The 16689-nt window shown below is 54.1% G+C and carries 14 protein-coding genes; 2 read left to right on the forward strand and 12 right to left on the reverse strand.

Translation table 11 applies throughout. The features are described from left to right. Positions 1-6 precede the first annotated feature (6 nt). From nuoI to lrhA, 9 genes are all read right to left on the reverse strand, one after another. Positions 7-549, reverse strand: coding sequence for an NADH-quinone oxidoreductase subunit NuoI (gene nuoI, locus ABIE11_RS06935; RefSeq protein ID WP_000172742.1), 543 nt, complete (start codon positions 547-549; stop codon positions 7-9). Positions 550-562: 13 nt separating this feature from the next. Next, on the reverse strand, positions 563-1540 hold the full coding sequence (nuoH, locus tag ABIE11_RS06940) for an NADH-quinone oxidoreductase subunit NuoH (protein WP_095282746.1): 978 nt from the start codon (positions 1538-1540) through the stop codon (positions 563-565). After that, positions 1537-4263, reverse strand: coding sequence for an NADH-quinone oxidoreductase subunit NuoG (nuoG, locus tag ABIE11_RS06945; RefSeq protein WP_429184191.1), 2727 nt, complete (start codon positions 4261-4263; stop codon positions 1537-1539). The genes nuoH and nuoG overlap by 4 nt, the downstream gene beginning before the upstream one ends. 57 nt (positions 4264-4320) lie before the next feature. Then, positions 4321-5658: an NADH-quinone oxidoreductase subunit NuoF gene (nuoF, locus tag ABIE11_RS06950; protein ID WP_100779452.1), complete on the reverse strand. Its 1338-nt coding sequence runs from the start codon at positions 5656-5658 to the stop codon at positions 4321-4323. Further along, a complete protein-coding gene (gene nuoE, locus ABIE11_RS06955) occupies positions 5655-6155 on the reverse strand; it encodes an NADH-quinone oxidoreductase subunit NuoE (protein ID WP_095282749.1) in 501 nt (166 codons plus the stop codon). Before nuoE ends, nuoF begins: the two co-directional genes overlap by 4 nt. 2 nt (positions 6156-6157) lie before the next feature. Next, positions 6158-7960 carry an NADH-quinone oxidoreductase subunit C/D gene (nuoC, locus tag ABIE11_RS06960; protein ID WP_100779451.1) on the reverse strand — a complete coding sequence of 601 codons (1803 nt, stop codon included), beginning with the start codon at positions 7958-7960 and terminating at the stop codon, positions 6158-6160. A gap of 89 nt (positions 7961-8049) precedes the next feature. Beyond that, positions 8050-8724: an NADH-quinone oxidoreductase subunit NuoB gene (gene nuoB, locus ABIE11_RS06965; protein ID WP_003861482.1), complete on the reverse strand. Its 675-nt coding sequence runs from the start codon at positions 8722-8724 to the stop codon at positions 8050-8052. 15 nt (positions 8725-8739) lie between these two features. Then, on the reverse strand, positions 8740-9180 hold the full coding sequence (gene nuoA, locus ABIE11_RS06970) for an NADH-quinone oxidoreductase subunit NuoA (protein WP_102104904.1): 441 nt from the start codon (positions 9178-9180) through the stop codon (positions 8740-8742). A gap of 631 nt (positions 9181-9811) precedes the next feature. Continuing rightward, positions 9812-10750 carry a transcriptional regulator LrhA gene (gene lrhA, locus ABIE11_RS06975; RefSeq protein WP_100779449.1) on the reverse strand — a complete coding sequence of 313 codons (939 nt, stop codon included), beginning with the start codon at positions 10748-10750 and terminating at the stop codon, positions 9812-9814. A gap of 883 nt (positions 10751-11633) precedes the next feature. Here lrhA and alaA point away from each other — a divergent pair. Then, positions 11634-12848 carry an alanine transaminase AlaA gene (alaA, locus tag ABIE11_RS06980; protein ID WP_100779448.1) on the forward strand — a complete coding sequence of 405 codons (1215 nt, stop codon included), beginning with the start codon at positions 11634-11636 and terminating at the stop codon, positions 12846-12848. A 94-nt stretch (positions 12849-12942) separates the two neighbouring features. Then, entirely contained in the window at positions 12943-13542 is a 600-nt protein-coding gene (yfbR, locus tag ABIE11_RS06985) for a 5'-deoxynucleotidase (protein ID WP_102104905.1), read from the forward strand. Between the two features lie 72 nt (positions 13543-13614). Here the strand turns inward: yfbR and ABIE11_RS06990 are convergent, their stop codons facing one another. The 3 genes from ABIE11_RS06990 to ABIE11_RS07000 all read right to left on the reverse strand — a co-directional run bounded on the left by ABIE11_RS06990 (position 13615) and on the right by ABIE11_RS07000 (position 16688). Next, complete coding sequence (locus ABIE11_RS06990; RefSeq protein WP_102104906.1) at positions 13615-15447, reverse strand: SLC13 family permease; 1833 nt, start codon at positions 15445-15447, stop codon at positions 13615-13617. A gap of 76 nt (positions 15448-15523) precedes the next feature. Next, the gene (locus ABIE11_RS06995) at positions 15524-16183 is read right to left on the reverse strand and encodes a sugar phosphatase (RefSeq protein WP_429184192.1); all 660 of its coding nucleotides are present in this window, start codon (positions 16181-16183) and stop codon (positions 15524-15526) included. Positions 16184-16193: 10 nt separating this feature from the next. After that, a complete protein-coding gene (locus tag ABIE11_RS07000; RefSeq protein ID WP_095282756.1) occupies positions 16194-16688 on the reverse strand; it encodes a YfbU family protein in 495 nt (164 codons plus the stop codon). Between the last annotated feature and the right edge of the window lies 1 nt (position 16689).

A 16689-nucleotide genomic window follows, 5' to 3' on the forward strand; every position in this document is an offset into this window, starting at 1 on the left:
CTCTCCTTACGGTAACAGGCTCTTGACGTCGATAGGCTTAGCTTCGTTCTCTGCTTCGCCCTTATCTTTGCCGTCGATTGCCATACCCGCCATCCGGTAGAAGTTATATTCCGGGTATTTGCCCGGACCGGAAATCAGCAGATCCTCTTTCTCGTACACCAGGTCCTGACGCTTGTACTCACCCAGTTCGAAATCTGGAGTCAGCTGAATCGCCGTGGTTGGGCACGCTTCTTCACACAGACCGCAGAAGATGCAGCGTGAGAAGTTAATGCGGAAGAACTCAGGGTACCAGCGGCCGTCTTTGGTCTCTGCTTTCTGCAAAGAGATACAGCCGACCGGACAGGCTACCGCACACAGGTTACAGGCAACGCAGCGCTCTTCGCCGTCCGGATCGCGGGTCAGCACGATACGGCCACGGTAGCGCGGCGGCAGATAGACCGGCTCTTCCGGATACATCTGGGTTTCGCGTTTTGCAAACGCGTGCAGGCCGATCATCCAGATACTGCGTACCTGGGTGCCGAAACCTACCAATAATTCTTTTAAGGTCATGGTCTATTGCCCCTTATGGCTGCTGCCAGAGAATGACAGCTGCCGTTACCAACAAGTTGACTAGCGTCAGCGGCAGGCACACTTTCCAGCCGAAGGACATTACCTGGTCATAACGCGGACGCGGTAATGAGGCGCGAATCAAAATGAACATCATCATGAAGAACGCGGTTTTCAGCGCGAACCAGATGAACGGCGGTAAGAACGGGCCATGCCAGCCACCAAAGAACAGCGTTACCATCAACGCGGAAATGGTGACGATACCGATGTACTCGCCCACGAAGAACAGACCGAATTTCATACCGGAATATTCAATGTGATAACCGTCGGCCAGTTCCTGCTCGGCTTCTGGCTGGTCAAACGGGTGACGGTGACACACCGCCACGCCCGCGATAGCAAAGGTGACAAAACCAAAGAACTGCGGAATGACGTTCCAGATGTCGGCCTGGTTGTTGACGATGTCGGTCATGTTGAATGAACCGGCCTGCGCCACTACGCCCATCAGGGAAAGACCCAGGAACACTTCGTAGCTCAGGGTCTGCGCAGACGCACGCATCGCACCCAGCAGCGAGTATTTGTTGTTACTGGACCAGCCCGCAAACAGCACCGCGTACACCGCAAGACCCGCCATCATCAGGAAGAACAGGATCCCGATGTTCAGGTCAGCAACCACCCAGGTCGGACTGACCGGAACGATAGCAAAGGCCAGCAGCAGTGAGGTAAAGGCGATCATCGGTGCCAGTGTAAAGATGACGCGATCCGAGAATTTCGGGATCCAGTCTTCTTTAAAGAACATCTTGATCATGTCCGCGACCAGCTGGAGTGAACCACCCCAGCCCACGCGGTTCGGTCCGTAACGGTTCTGGAACAGACCGAGCAGACGACGTTCACCAAAGCTCATGAACGCGCCGCAGGTGACAACCACCAGCAGAATGACCACCGCCTTGAGAATGCTTAACAGAATTTCGATGAGATCCGGCGTTAACCAACTCATGCTTGTGCCTCCTGCAGATTATCAAGACGCGCGCCCGCCAGTACCGGAGCGATGCCCGGCAGACCCATCGGCAGACCCACCTGCCCTGCTGTCAGACCTTCGGCGATAACCAGCGGCAGACTGATGGTCTGGCCTTCATAGCTAAAGGAGACCTGGCTGCCCGCGTTGACGCCAAGCTTCGCGGCATCCGCCGGATTGAGCTTGATGTAAGGCTGCGGCATGCGCGTCTGGAATACCGGAGAGCGCTGGGACATCTCGTCACTACCGAACAGATGGTAGTACGGCGCGATACGCCAGTTGCCTTCCTGCGCTTCGAAACTTGCCGGAACGGTCGTGAAGTACTCCAGACCTGTTTCGCTCGCTTCGATCAGACGCACACCTGGATCACCGTGGCGCAGAGAGCCGCCCACTTCCGCCTGGAACTTGTTCCATGCCTGCGGGGAGTTCCAGCCTGGTGCCCATGCGAACGGAACCTGAGAGCGCGGTGCAGACGGTTGGTTGTTCCCTTCCATGGAGAAGGCGAACATCGTGTCTTTATCCTGCGGCTGACGCGGTTCGTGCACGCTGATGTTCGCGCGCATGGCGGTACGACCACTGTAACGGTGCGGTTCACGGGCCAGTTTCTGGCCGCGAATGCGGAAGCTCGCGTCCGGCGCGGCTTCTTTAATGCCCGCCAGCTGCGGCAGTTTTGCAACTACGGCATCGATCACATCATCGAGCTGCGTCCAGTCCACCTGACGGTTTTCCACGGTGCTGTGCAGCGAGTGCAGCCAGCGCCAGCTTTCCAGCATCACGGTGTTGCTGTTGTAATAAGACGGGTCATAAACCTGGAAGAAACGCTGTGCGCGGCCTTCGTTGTTGATAACCGTACCGTCGCTTTCGGCGAAGCTTGCCGCTGAGAGCACGAGGTGCGCTTTGTCCATAATCGCGGTGCGCTGATGGTCGATTACCATCACCAACGGCGCTTTAGACAGAGCGGCATCCACGCGAGCCGCAGAAGCATGACGATGCAAGTCGTTCTCAAGCACGATAACGCCGTCAGCCGCACCCGATTCGAGTTCGCTTAACGCCGCTTCCAGAGAACCGCCGCCAATCAGTCCCAGACCGACGCTGTTCACTGCGCGCGCAATCATGGTCACACCCACGTCTGCCCCACGTCCTTTCAGCGCTTTAGCCACGTTTGCCGCAGCCTGAATCACATCAGGGCTGCCAGCGTTGGTGCCGGAAATAATCAGTGGTTTTTTCGCACCGGCCAGAGCCTGAACGATCACGTCGATCTTGTTTTGCAGGTCACGATCCAGGCCTTCAACGGCCGGAGCACTGTTATCCAGCGCGTGAGCAATAGCAAAACCGAGGCGCGCCTGATCTTCCACCGGTGCGCGATAGGTCCACGCCGCGATGTCGTCCAGACGGGTGTTGTCGACGTTCGTCACAAACAGCGGATGTTTGGCACGCTGGCCGATGTTCAGTATTGCCGCAATCTGCCAGTCAGCCACTTTCTGGGCTGCTGCCATTTCACGTGCTTTACCTTTCACCGCCTGACGTACGGCCAGCGCAACGCGTGCACCGGTCTGAGTCAGATCTTCGCCCAGTACCAGCACTGCGTCATAGGATTCGATTTCGCGCAGCGCCGGGGTACGAATACCGCCTTCACGCAGCACTTTCAGCACCAGCTGCAGACGTTCCTGCTCGCCGTTGGCGATACCAGTGTAGAAATTATCCGCACCCACCAGCTCACGCAGCGCAAAGTTGCTTTCGACGCTGGCGCGCGGGGAGCCGATACCGATCACTTTCTTCGACTGGCGCAGAATATCTGCCGCACCCTGCATCGCTTGTTCAGCATTGAGGGTGATCAGGTCATCGCCACGGCGCTGAACCGGCTGACGCGGACGGTCTTTCAGGTTCACATAGCCATAGCCAAAACGACCACGGTCGCAGAGGAAGTAGTGGTTTACGGTACCGTTGTAACGGTTTTCGATACGACGCAGTTCACCATAGCGTTCGCCCGGGCTGGTGTTACAGCCAAGGGAACACTGCTGGCAGATGCTTGGCGCAAACTGCATGTCCCACTTACGGTTGTAACGCTCGGAGTGCGTTTTGTCGGTGAAGACGCCGGTCGGGCAGATTTCTACCAGGTTACCGGAGAATTCGCTTTCGAGCGTACCGTCTTCCGGACGACCAAAGTAAACGTTGTCATGCGCGCCATACACGCCCAGATCCTGACCGTCTGCGTAATCTTTGTAGTAACGCACGCAGCGGTAGCAGGCGATGCAGCGGTTCATTTCGTGAGAGATGAACGGCCCCAGATCCTGATTACGGTGGGTACGTTTAGTAAAGCGATAGCGACGGAAGCTATGGCCGGTCATCACGGTCATATCCTGAAGATGGCAGTTACCGCCCTCTTCACAGACCGGACAGTCGTGCGGGTGGTTGGTCATCAACCATTCCACGACGCTCTCGCGGAACTGTTTCGCTTCTTCGTCTTCAATCGAAATAAAGGTGCCTTCGGTCGCTGGTGTCATACAGGACATCACCAGGCGCCCACGCGTGTCTTCCGCGTTTTGATATTGCTTCACCGCACACTGGCGGCAAGCACCGACGCTGCCCAGCGCCGGATGCCAGCAAAAATACGGAATATCAAGGCCGAGAGACAGACAAGCTTCTAGCAGGTTGTCGGCCCCGTTGACCTCGTATTCTTTGCCGTCTACATGAATCGTAGCCATTAGCATGCTTCCAGTTGGCTCAGTCAGAGACTGAGCGTTAATCAAAATTCAGTATCGCTACCAGCGCGCTTTCAGCAGGTTCGGCTGAATACCATTAATCAAATGGGTATTGCTGAACTGCTGCTTGATGCCTGCTTCGAATTCGTCGCGGAAATATTTAATCGCGCTCTGCAATGGCTCAACGGCACCTGGTGCGTGGGCACAGAAGGTTTTGCCCGGACCGAGGAATCGACACAGTTGCTCAAGTGTCTCGATATCGCCCGGCTGGCCTTCGCCGCGCTCGATAGCGCGCAGAATTTTCACGCTCCATGGCAAACCATCACGGCATGGCGTACACCATCCGCAGGATTCGCGCGCGAAGAACTCTTCCAGGTTACGCACCAGCGACACCATGCCAATTTCATGGTCCACGGCCATCGCCAGCGCCGTACCCAGACGGCTGCCTGCTTTACCAATGCTTTCAAATTCCATTGGCAGATCGAGGTGGGCTTCGGTCAGGAAGTCGGTCCCTGCCCCACCCGGTTGCCAGGCTTTAAATTTCAGGCCATCGCGCATCCCGCCCGCATAGTCTTCAAGGATTTCGCGTGCTGTAGTACCGAACGGCAGTTCCCAAAGGCCAGGGTTTTTGACGCGGCCGGAGAAGCCCATCAGCTTGGTGCCCGCGTCTTTGCTGGTCGAAATGTTCTGATACCACTCCACGCCGTTGGCGAGAATAGCCGGTACGTTACACAGGGTTTCGACGTTGTTGACACAGGTCGGTTTACCCCAGACGCCGGAACTTGCCGGGAATGGCGGCTTGGAGCGTGGGTTCGCGCGGCGGCCTTCGAGGGAGTTAATCAGTGCGGTCTCTTCACCACAGATATAACGCCCTGCGCCCGTGTGCACGAACAGCTCAAAATCAAAACCGGTGCCGAGAATGTTTTTGCCCAGCAGGCCCGCTTCGGTCGCTTCTGCAATCGCGCGGCGCAGGTGCTCTGCCGCTTCGATGTATTCGCCGCGCAGGAAGATGTAACCACGATAGGCTTTCAGCGCGAACGCGGAGATCAGCATGCCTTCAACCAGCAGGTGCGGCAGCTGCTCCATCAGCAGGCGGTCTTTATAGGTGCCTGGCTCCATTTCATCGGCGTTACACAGCAGGTAACGGATGTTCATGGATTCGTCTTTCGGCATCAGGCTCCACTTAAGACCGGTGGAGAAACCTGCACCGCCGCGCCCTTTCAGGCCGGAATCTTTAACCGCGTTAACGATCTCATCGGGTGCCATGCCTGAGAGCGCTTTACGCGCCCCTTCGTAACCGTTTTTGCTCTGGTATTCTTCGAGCCAAACCGGCTGTTTGTCATCGCGCAGACGCCAGGTCAGCGGATGGGTTTCAGCAGTGCGAATGACTGTTTTCATTTGTACCGCTCCAGCAGGTCAGGAATTGCTTCCGGCGTCAGATGGCTGTGAGTGTCCTCATCAATCATCATGCTCGGCCCCTTGTCGCAGTTACCCAGGCAGCAGGTTGGCAGCAGCGTGAAACGACCGTCAAAGGTCGTCTGTCCTGGCTTGATATCGAGTTTCTTCTCGAGTGCAGCCTGGATGCCCTGATAACCGGTGATATGGCAAACGACGCTGTCGCAATAGCGAATAACGTGACGGCCCACCGGCTGGCGGAAGATCTGGCTGTAGAATGTTGCCACCCCTTCCACGTCGCTTGCCGGGATACCCAGCACGTCGGCGATCGCATAGATCGCGCCATCAGGTACCCAACCACGCTGTTTCTGGACGATTTTCAGCGCTTCAATGGATGCCGCACGCGGGTCTTCGTAGTGGTGCATCTCGTGCTCAATTGCCGCACGTTCTGCCGCACTCAGCTCAAAAGCCTCGGTTTGTGGTTGTTGATTCTCGTGCATAATTAGCGGTCCACATCTGACATAACAAAATCGATACTACCCAGATACACAATCAGGTCGGAGACCAGACTGCCGCGAATGGCGGACGGGATCTGCTGCAGGTGCGCATAGCTCGGCGTACGGATACGCGTACGGTAGCTCATGGTGCTGCCGTCACTGGTCAGGTAGTAACTGTTAATACCCTTGGTCGCTTCAATCATCTGGAAGGATTCGTTGGCCGGCATGACCGGGCCCCAGGAAACCTGCAGGAAGTGAGTGATCAGGGTTTCGATATGTTGCAGCGTGCGCTCTTTCGGTGGCGGCGTTGTCAGCGGGTGATCCGCTTTGAACGGGCCTTCCGGCATGTTGTTGAGGCACTGCTCAAGGATGCGCAGACTCTGGCGCAGCTCTTCTACTTTCAGCATCACGCGGGTGTAGCAGTCGGATACACCGCCGCCAACCGGGACTTCGAAGTCGAAGTTTTCGTAGCCAGAGTATGGACGGGCTTTACGCACGTCGAAATCAATACCCGTCGCACGCAGGCCAGCACCGGTGGTGCCCCACTCCAGCGCTTCTTTCGCGCCGTAAGCGGCCACGCCTTTGGAACGGCCAATCAGGATGGTGTTACGTAGCGCGGCTTTCTCGTAAGAGGCCAGACGCTTCGGCATCCAGTCGAGGAATTCGCGCAGCAGACGGTCCCATCCGCGCGGCAGGTCGTGTGCCACGCCGCCGATACGGAACCAGGCTGGGTGCATACGGAAACCAGTAATCGCTTCAACCAGATCGTAGATTTTCTGACGGTCGGTAAACGCGAAGAACACCGGCGTCATCGCTCCGACGTCCTGAATGAACGTGGAGATGTAGAGCAGGTGACTGTTGATACGGAACAGTTCTGACAGCATCACGCGGATAACGTTAACGCGATCCGGTACGGTGATACCCGCCAGTTTCTCAACGGCCAGCACATAAGGCATTTCGTTCACGCAGCCGCCGAGGTACTCGATACGGTCGGTGTACGGAATGTAGCTGTGCCAGGACTGACGCTCGCCCATCTTCTCAGCACCACGGTGGTGGTAACCGACATCAGGCACGCAGTCGACAATCTCTTCGCCGTCGAGCTGAAGAATAATACGGAACGCACCGTGCGCAGACGGGTGGTTTGGACCGAGGTTGAGGAACATGAAGTCCTCGTTGTCGGTACCGCGCTTCATGCCCCAGTCTTCCGGCTTGAAGGTCAGCGCTTCCATCTCCAGATCCTGTTTGGCTTTGGTCAGCTCAAACGGGTCGAATTCGGTGGCGCGCGCCGGATAGTCTTTACGCAGCGGGTGGCCGGTCCAGGTCTGCGGCATCATGATGCGCGTCAGGTGCGGGTGGCCATCGAACGTCATGCCGAACATTTCCCAGGTTTCACGCTCATACCAGTTGGCGTTAGGGAAAAGTTTGGTGAGCGTCGGCAGATGCATGTCGTTTTCAGACAATGCCACCTTGAGCATGATATCCCGATTGCGGTCTATTGAGATCAGGTGGTAGAAAACGGAAAAATCCGCCGCGGGTAGACCGTGACGGTGGGTGCGAAGACGCTCATCCATGCCGTGTAAGTCAAACAGCATGACGTAAGGTTTAGGTAATTTCTTTAAGAAATCAACTGCTTCCAGCAATTGTTCACGCTTCACCCAAACAACGGGTACCCCGGTGCGGGTGGCCTGAACAGTAAAGGCATCCGGCCCAAAACGGTTGCGCAGTTCGCCAATGACCGGGTCATCGAGATGATCCCGGGTTTGCCATGCGGCATCTTGCGCGGTTAAGTCGGTCATATTGTTCACCATTGCAAATGGTCCGTGGTGACTGTTAAGCCTGGCTTCGCGCTATTTGTATAGTGATATGCGAAGGTTTGCCCCAGGCCCACAGGCGCAAATTAAATTTCGTCAGGCGTACGCAGATTGGTGACTGCAATACGTTCTCCGCGTTTACGCTCGCGCTCAGACTGCATATTGGCGCGGTACACGCCCTGGTCGCCCACGACCCAGGAAAGCGGACGGCGTTCTTTACCGATCGACTCCTGCAGCAGCATCAGCGCCTGCATGTAAGCTTCCGGACGCGGCGGGCAGCCAGGGATGTAAACATCCACCGGGATAAACTTATCGACGCCTTGCACAACGGAATAAATGTCGTACATACCACCCGAGTTTGCACAGGCACCCATGGAGATAACCCACTTCGGCTCGAGCATCTGGTCATAAAGACGCTGAATGACTGGCGCCATTTTGGTGAAGCAGGTTCCGGCCACCACCATCAGGTCAGCCTGACGAGGGGAAGCACGAAGTACCTCGGCACCAAAACGCGCAACGTCATGCACCGCAGTGAATGACGTCACCATTTCAACGTAGCAGCAAGAAAGACCAAAGTTGTATGGCCAGATGGAGTTCTTACGACCCCAGTTGACCATATCGTGCATGGCATGTTCGAGCTTGCCCATGTACACGCTTTTGTTGACTTCTTGCTCCAGGGGGTCGGTTACGATCTCCTGTTTTTGCAGGGGGTAACGGTCATTCTCACCGTTAGGATCTATGCGGGTGAGCGTATAATCCATCTTATTGCCTCGCTGTTACTGCTGACGATTAGAGTTACTGTTTTCCGGATTAACCAGTTCACGGCGTGAACGCACAGGTGTCCAGTCCAGCGCGCCGATGCGCACCAGGTACACCAGACCGGCCAGTAGCACTAAAATGAAAATTGCGGCTTCGACAAAGCCAGTCCATCCACTTTCGCGGATTGACGTTGACCATGCGAACAGGTAGAGCGCTTCAACGTCGAAAATGACGAAGAACATGGCCACCAGATAGAACTTGGCGGACAGGCGTAAGCGAGCAGTACCTACCGAATCGATACCCGATTCAAATGGGGTGTTTTTGTGCCTTGCGCGGGCGCGACCGCCCAGGAACCAGCCGCCGATTAACATCAGGCAGCACAGGCCAATGGCAACAATAAGAAAGATTGCGAATGCCCAGTGATGAGCGACGACTTCTGTGGATGTTGACATACTCATTGCTTACTCATCAAAAGTGATATCTACAGCTCTGCTCTTGCTGGCAGATGGACATCACATCGATTCATGGGGAGGAACAAATAACCTTACACCGACTGTCAGAAATGAGACATAGACAGCAAAATGATGTGGTTTTTTACTCCTTTCTATAACCTTTTGTCAACTTTAACAAAGGTTTCTTCACATTAAATCACATAGATCGATTCTCATTAACATTTCATGCCCTTTAACCCTGGTGGGTCGATGACTTTACGTCAACTGCATGCTGTTGAATCGTGTCCGTTTTGAAGTAAAAGAAATATTACCCTCCTATTTTGACAGGATTTGCTGCTGATTCCTCCCCCCAAATGGGAGTATTTTCTTGATCTGAGACACGCTTTTGTTAATCCAATCAAAAAAACGGCAACATTTTTGCTGGTTTTTTAACATCAGTGCCGCAGAGAAGATAACAAAACGCATAATGTTCAAAAATCGAGCAGAACCATACATCGCGATGATAATTAAGACTTATTTACAATAACCTCAAAGAGTATGGCGCTATTGTTGTCAAAAAAAAACCACTCCGCGGAAATACCGCACGAGTGGTTCTTTTTTACACTTACAAATTGTTACGACAATTATCGGATCGGGATCACTCAAAATCCCCTTCAACCACCAGGGAATCGCCCCCCCCTTCGGGAGTAACATTCTCGAATTGCCATGGGTTGTGGTAGTTCACCATCGCTTCAAACACGATTTTTGCCAGTTCGTTGTTGCTGGATGAGTTATGGCAAAGCAGATATTCCGTGTCCGGCAGCGCAGGTAAACCATTAGATTTACCTAAGACGCGTAAATCCGGGCTCATCATCTCAACAGGGCGAGCGGTCACACCAAGGCCGGCTTTAACGGCGGCACGCACTGCAGGTAATGTGGAAGCCACGTACGCTAAACGCCACGGAATATTCGCTTCATTCAGAGCCGACAACACCATATCGCGGAACGGACTAGGATCGTCCAGCAATACCAGCGGAATAGGCTCGCCTTTTTGCAGCACATATTCTGCCGCGCAATACCAGTGCGTTGGAGACGTTCGCAATGTCAGACAATCAAATTGTCCAGGACAATGCGTGGTAACAACCAGATCAACTTCATGGTCTTTAAGCATATCAATCATGAAGGCATTTCGTTTTACGCTGACATCCAGCGCAAGCTTCGGATAAACCGAACTGATCCGATTAAGTAAAAACGGCAATATCGTATCAGCAGATTCATCAGAAGCGCCTAACGTTAAAACGCCCTGAAGATTGCTAAACATTAATGACATACATGCTTCATCATTGAAGCGTAAAATCTTCCTGGCGTAACCCAGTAACTGGATCCCGTGCTCAGTTAACAGTTTATTACGACCGTGGCGTGCAAAGAGTTCTTTGCCCACCAGTTGCTCCAGTCGCTGCATCTGTTGGCTGACCGCCGATTGCGTACGGCAGACAGCGGCAGCAGCGGCTGCAAAGGTGTTGAGATCAGCGACCGCAACAAACGTTCTCAGCAGATCGAGATCGAGATTTAGTATCGGACGATTTGCATTTATCATATCTATTCACTTACAAGTTGCTCGTGCGGAGCTGCCGACCGGCAGACTACCTGACAGATAGTTATTGGCTGGTGTATAGCAGAAGTCAGAAACAACGTTCCATGACGATATTTTTATTCTCTTAAATGTTCAGGATATTTTTAGATTTTGCTGATTTCAGTAAATTCCATTAAAGAACTTACTCATCATCACTCTTTTACTCGCAACACGGGCACAGCAGTAAAGGTGTTGCCTATCCAGTATAGTAGAGATAATTCTAACAATAACAATCAACTAATTCAGAAAAATCGAGGCAAAATACACAGTAATGTAAACATTCCTCTCTTTTCCTGAGACAACATCTTAACCCAAATCCACTTTATTTATAAGTATTATTACACCATTACTGATTAATCCATGTTGATTAACGGCTAAACTAATTTTATTAAAATTAACGAAAGTTAAGATTTAGGCATCATTAATAAATAAACATTAATGTAGATTAGGTTTATCCATTAATATTGCTTAACAATATTTTCACACGCGCAACCTCTGGCAGAATCCATCATTCACCAAAGATATTAAGAAGCATTCCGGTTTTACGAAAGGTCACCGGGAGAAATCATTGCGATCTCATCGTTTCTCTGTCGTACAGCGGTTTTAAGCAGGGTAAAATACATTAAAAACCATCTGATGCGAGATAATAGACTGCACTTGCCTGTCAACGCAATGCTTTACACGACCAAATCCCCCCTCTGGCAGCTAAAAAGATTACATCTTATTTTCGCATCCCGGCAAAATCTTCTTCTGTACACCCTTCAAAACGCAGCGCGGTGGGAGTACATTGTTCCGTGCTGACTTCCACGGCAGGGAGTGGCAATAACAGCTAAAAGGTCAACGATTCATGTCCCCTATCGAAAAATCCAGCAAATTAGATAACGTCTGTTACGACATCCGCGGTCCGGTACTTAAAGAGGCTAAGCGCCTTGAAGAGGAAGGCAACAAAGTCCTTAAACTCAACATTGGTAACCCCGCGCCCTTTGGCTTTGACGCGCCGGATGAAATCCTCGTTGATGTGATCCGTAACCTGCCGACGGCGCAAGGCTACTGTGATTCAAAAGGACTCTACTCCGCCCGTAAGGCCATCATGCAGCACTATCAGGCCCGTGGGATGCGCGATGTCACCGTTGAAGATATCTATATTGGTAACGGCGTTTCTGAACTGATCGTCCAGGCGATGCAGGCTTTGCTTAACAGCGGCGATGAAATGCTGGTGCCTGCGCCGGACTATCCGCTGTGGACAGCGGCCGTTTCCCTTTCCAGCGGCAAAGCGGTGCACTATCTGTGCGATGAATCGTCCGACTGGTTCCCGGATCTCGACGATATCCGCGCCAAAATCACCCCGCGCACGCGTGGTATCGTGATTATCAACCCGAACAACCCAACGGGTGCCGTCTATTCCAAAGAGCTGTTGATGGAGATCGTTGAGATCGCCCGTCAGCACAACCTGATCATCTTTGCCGATGAGATTTACGACAAGATCCTCTACGACGCGGCGCAACACCACTCTATTGCTACGCTGGCTCCGGATCTGCTGACCGTCACCTTTAACGGCCTGTCGAAAACCTACCGCGTTGCCGGTTTCCGTCAGGGCTGGATGGTTCTGAACGGCCCGAAAAAACACGCCAAAGGCTATATCGAAGGGCTGGAAATGCTCGCCTCGATGCGCCTGTGTGCTAACGTTCCGGCGCAACACGCCATTCAGACCGCGCTCGGCGGTTATCAGAGCATCAGCGAATTTATCGTACCCGGCGGGCGTCTGTATGAGCAGCGTAACCGCGCGTGGGAGTTGATTAACGATATTCCTGGCGTCTCCTGCGTGAAGCCGAACGGCGCGCTGTATATGTTCCCGAAAATCGATATTAAACGTTTCAATATTCACGATGACCAGAAAATGGTGCTCGACTTCCTGTTGCAGGAAAAAGTGCTGCTGGTGCAGGGAACCGCGTTTAACTGGCCGTGGCCGGACCACGTTCGTATCGTCACCCTGCCGCGCGAGGACGACCTCGAAATGGCGATCAGCCGGTTCGGACGCTTCCTCTCCGGTTATCATCAGTAAACCTCCATCAGGCTGCCGCGGGCAGCCTGATTTGCATCTTGCCTCCCCTCGCCGCACAATGAAATCTGTCGCAGTGCAAGACAAAAGGTTATCTATGAGTCAGAGTCATTTTTTTGCCCATCTCTCCCGCCTGAAGTTAATCAACCGCTGGCCGCTGATGCGCAACGTGCGCACAGAGAACGTGTCTGAACACAGTTTGCAGGTCGCCATGGTCGCGCACGCGCTGGCCGCTATCAAAAACCGTAAATTCAACGGTCAGGTGAATCCTGAGCGCATCGCGCTGCTGGCGATGTATCACGACGCCTCTGAAGTTCTGACCGGGGATTTACCGACACCGGTTAAATATTTCAACTCGCAGATTGCGCAGGAATATAAGGCCATCGAGAAGATCGCCCAGCAGAAACTGGTGGATATGGTGCCTGAAGAACTGCGGGATATTTTCGCGCCGCTGATCGACGAACACCAGTGCACGGAAGAGGAAAGATTGCTGGTGAAACAGGCGGATGCCCTGTGCGCCTATCTTAAGTGTCTGGAAGAACTCTCCGCCGGAAATAATGAGTTTTTACTGGCGAAAACGCGGCTGGAAAAAACCCTCGAATCGCGTCGCAGCGAAGAGATGGATTATTTCATGGAGGTGTTCGTGCCGAGCTTCCATCTGTCGCTGGATGAAATCAGTCAGGATTCGCCGCTGTAAGCCTTTGCCAGGTGTACAGCTGATACACAAATGCAGCCGGGTCAGGCGAAGCCGCCGCCCGGCGCAAACAGGTCAGAACGGGAACAGCACCGGAATCAATACCACGCACACCAGCATTACCAGAATAGTGAACGGCACGCCGAGCTTCACGAAATCGCTGAATTTATAGTTCCCCGGCCCCAGCACCAGCGTATTCACCGGTGACGAAACGGGCGTCATAAACGCCGCCGACGCGGCCATTGCGACCATCATCGCAAACGGATACGGCGACACTCCCATCGATTTAGCCATCGCCAGCGCAATTGGGGCCATCAGCACCGCCGTCGCGGTATTGGAGATAAACAGCCCAATGGTCGCGCACATGACGAACAGGCAAATCAGCATCATGTACGGGCCGTATCCCCCGCCGACGTCCATCAGCCCTTTCACCACCAGATCCACGCCACCCGTTTTTTGCAGCGCCAGCGCAAACGGCATCATCCCGACGATCAGAATAATGCTCGGCCAGTGAATGGCTTTATAGGCACTTTCCGCGTCGATACAGCGGAATTTCCCCATCAGCAGACAGGCAATAATGGCCGCGATCGGATTCGGAATTTCGTCCGTGAGCATCAGTGCGACCATCAGCACCAGACAGAAAATGGCATGCGGTGCCTGGCTGTGGGCCGGTGACGCATCGCTCTCTTCGATGGGCATATTGAGCACCACGAAATCACGCCCTTTTTGCCCGAGCTGGCTGATCAGTTTCCAGTTGCCGACCACCAGGAAGATATCGCCCAGCTGCAGCGGCTCATCCACGACCGCCCCTTCCATCGCCACCCCGTCGCGTTTCAGGCCAACCACATTCAGCCCGTAGCGGGTACGAAACCCTATCTCACGGACGGTTTTACCCAGCAATTCCGATTCGGGGATAAGAGAGACTTCCGCCATCCCCACGTCCAGCGCCTGGTCGGAGAAATACTCACCGCGAAGCACCATGGGTTCCAGCAGTTGCTCGGTGCAGAACTCACGCAGATCGACATCTGCCGTCGACATATCAATCAGCAGAACGTCGCGGGCGCGAAACTCAGACACCCCGTTCACATTTACAATTACGCGACGGAACCGGCGCCAGCGCTCGACCCCGATGATATTCGCGCCGTAGCGCTCGCGCAGTTTGAGATCGTCAAGACGCTGACCAATCAGCGGCGAACCGGGGCGAATCGCCAGACGACGCGCGCGCCCGGTAAGACGATACTCTTTGATCAGATCGCGAAAGGTGCGTCTGCGCCAGCCATCGCGATGTTTATGCTGGTTATCACCCTTGAGGGCAAAGCGGGTGAGGAGCATATAAATCACCCCGAGCACCAGCACCACCAGGCCAATCGGCGTCACGCTGAAGAAGCTGAACCCGGCATAGCCTTCGCGCAGCAGTTCACTGTTAACCACCAGGTTCGGCGGCGTGGCGACCAGAGTCATCATGCCGCTAATCAGCCCGGCAAAACTCAGCGGCATCATCAGTCGCGACGGTGAGGTCTGCATGCGCATCGAGACGCTTAACACCACCGGAATAAAGATCGCAACGACGCCGGTGGAGCTCATAAAGGCACCCAGCCCGGCGACCGTCAGCATCAGGTAGATGAGCATTTTGGTTTCGCTGCTGCCCGCCACTTTCACCAGCCAGGCCCCCATCACCGTGGCGACGCCGGTGCGCACCAGTCCGTCACCGATGATAAACAGCGCGGCAATCAAAATAACGTTGGGATCGCTAAAACCCGAGAAGGCTTCCGGGAGCGTTAAGGTGCCGCTCAGAACAAACGCGACGATAACCAGTAAAGCGACGGCGTCCATGCGCACTTTGCCGGTTGCAAAGAGAATGATGGCGATAGCAAGCAGGCTGAGCACCCAAATCAGTTCACCGTTCACAACATGTCCTTGTCAGGGAAAGGGAGTGGAATTTTGCCATAAAAAGGCCCCAACAATGTGGGGCCAAATCATGGGATTACATTTTTAAGGAGACGGTAACATTTCCGTCTGCGCCCTTGTGAACGGACAGCGCGGCAAGCGACGTGAGCACAAAGTCGACCTCGTCGAGCCGGGGCGAACCGGCGGGCACATTCACGGCAACCACATGGCTGCCGGCATTCAGCCCAGCCAGTACACCGGCGGCGGCATCCTCCACCACGACGCACTCGGCCGGATGGATGCCCAGCAATTCCGCGCCTAATAAGAAGGCGTCCGGTTCCGGTTTCCCGCGCTTCACGCGTTCGGCGGTGACGAACACTTCAGGCGTCGGCAGACCGGCAGCCTTATGGCGGGCGTGGGCGACGGGAATCGAACCTGAGGTCACGATAGCCCAGGGGATCTGCGCCTCTTCAAGATGATTGAGCAGCTCAAGCGCGCCCGGCAGGGCGAAAATCCCTTCGACATCTGTTGCTTCGATCTGCTCCAGATACTTGAACTCCGCCTGAATCTCTTCTTCGGTTCGTCCTGGCAAGAAGTGACGTAAAGAGGTAATGGCCTGTTTGCCATGGATGAAATTCAATACGTCCTGATGGTCAATGCCATGCCTGTCGGCCCAATGGCACCACGAGCGCTCGACTACCGGCAGCGAATCCACCAGCGTACCGTCCAGATCAAACAGAAAACCTTTACACTGCACACTCACCCCCTCAGGCATTGATAATTTGCTGAATTTCGTTACTGCTTAAATGGTACTGACGCGGGCAGGCGTGCCACGCGCTTAACATACGCTGATATTTTTCCCACATCGGCGTCTGGGAATTGAAGCCATGAGTACCCGCATCAAAATGGGTGTAACGCCCTTCGGTGTTGACCATGAAGCGAACATAGCTCAGGTAACGCGATTCGGTCGCCACGTCAAAACCGAGGAATGTCACGCGACGCTCATCAATGGTTTGAGCATCTTTCAGATTGGTCCAGGAAACATGCAGCGCGTGGTACATCTCCATAATGTCGATGACGGTACGGCACGTCTCTTCCTTCAGCTCGCCAAACTCGCGGTCCAGCTCGCGCATCTGCAAGCCGAAGCCACGTTCAACGATAGTCTGCAGGCGGCGATAGCGCTCCGCGTTGTCGGGATCAAGCATAGTCATCATCTTGTACTGATTGGACAAAATCAGACGTTGAGCATTGGTCATTTCCATC

The sequence above is a fragment of the Lelliottia sp. 489 genome (genome assembly GCF_050435885.1).
Classification (GTDB): domain Bacteria; phylum Pseudomonadota; class Gammaproteobacteria; order Enterobacterales; family Enterobacteriaceae; genus Enterobacter; species Enterobacter nimipressuralis.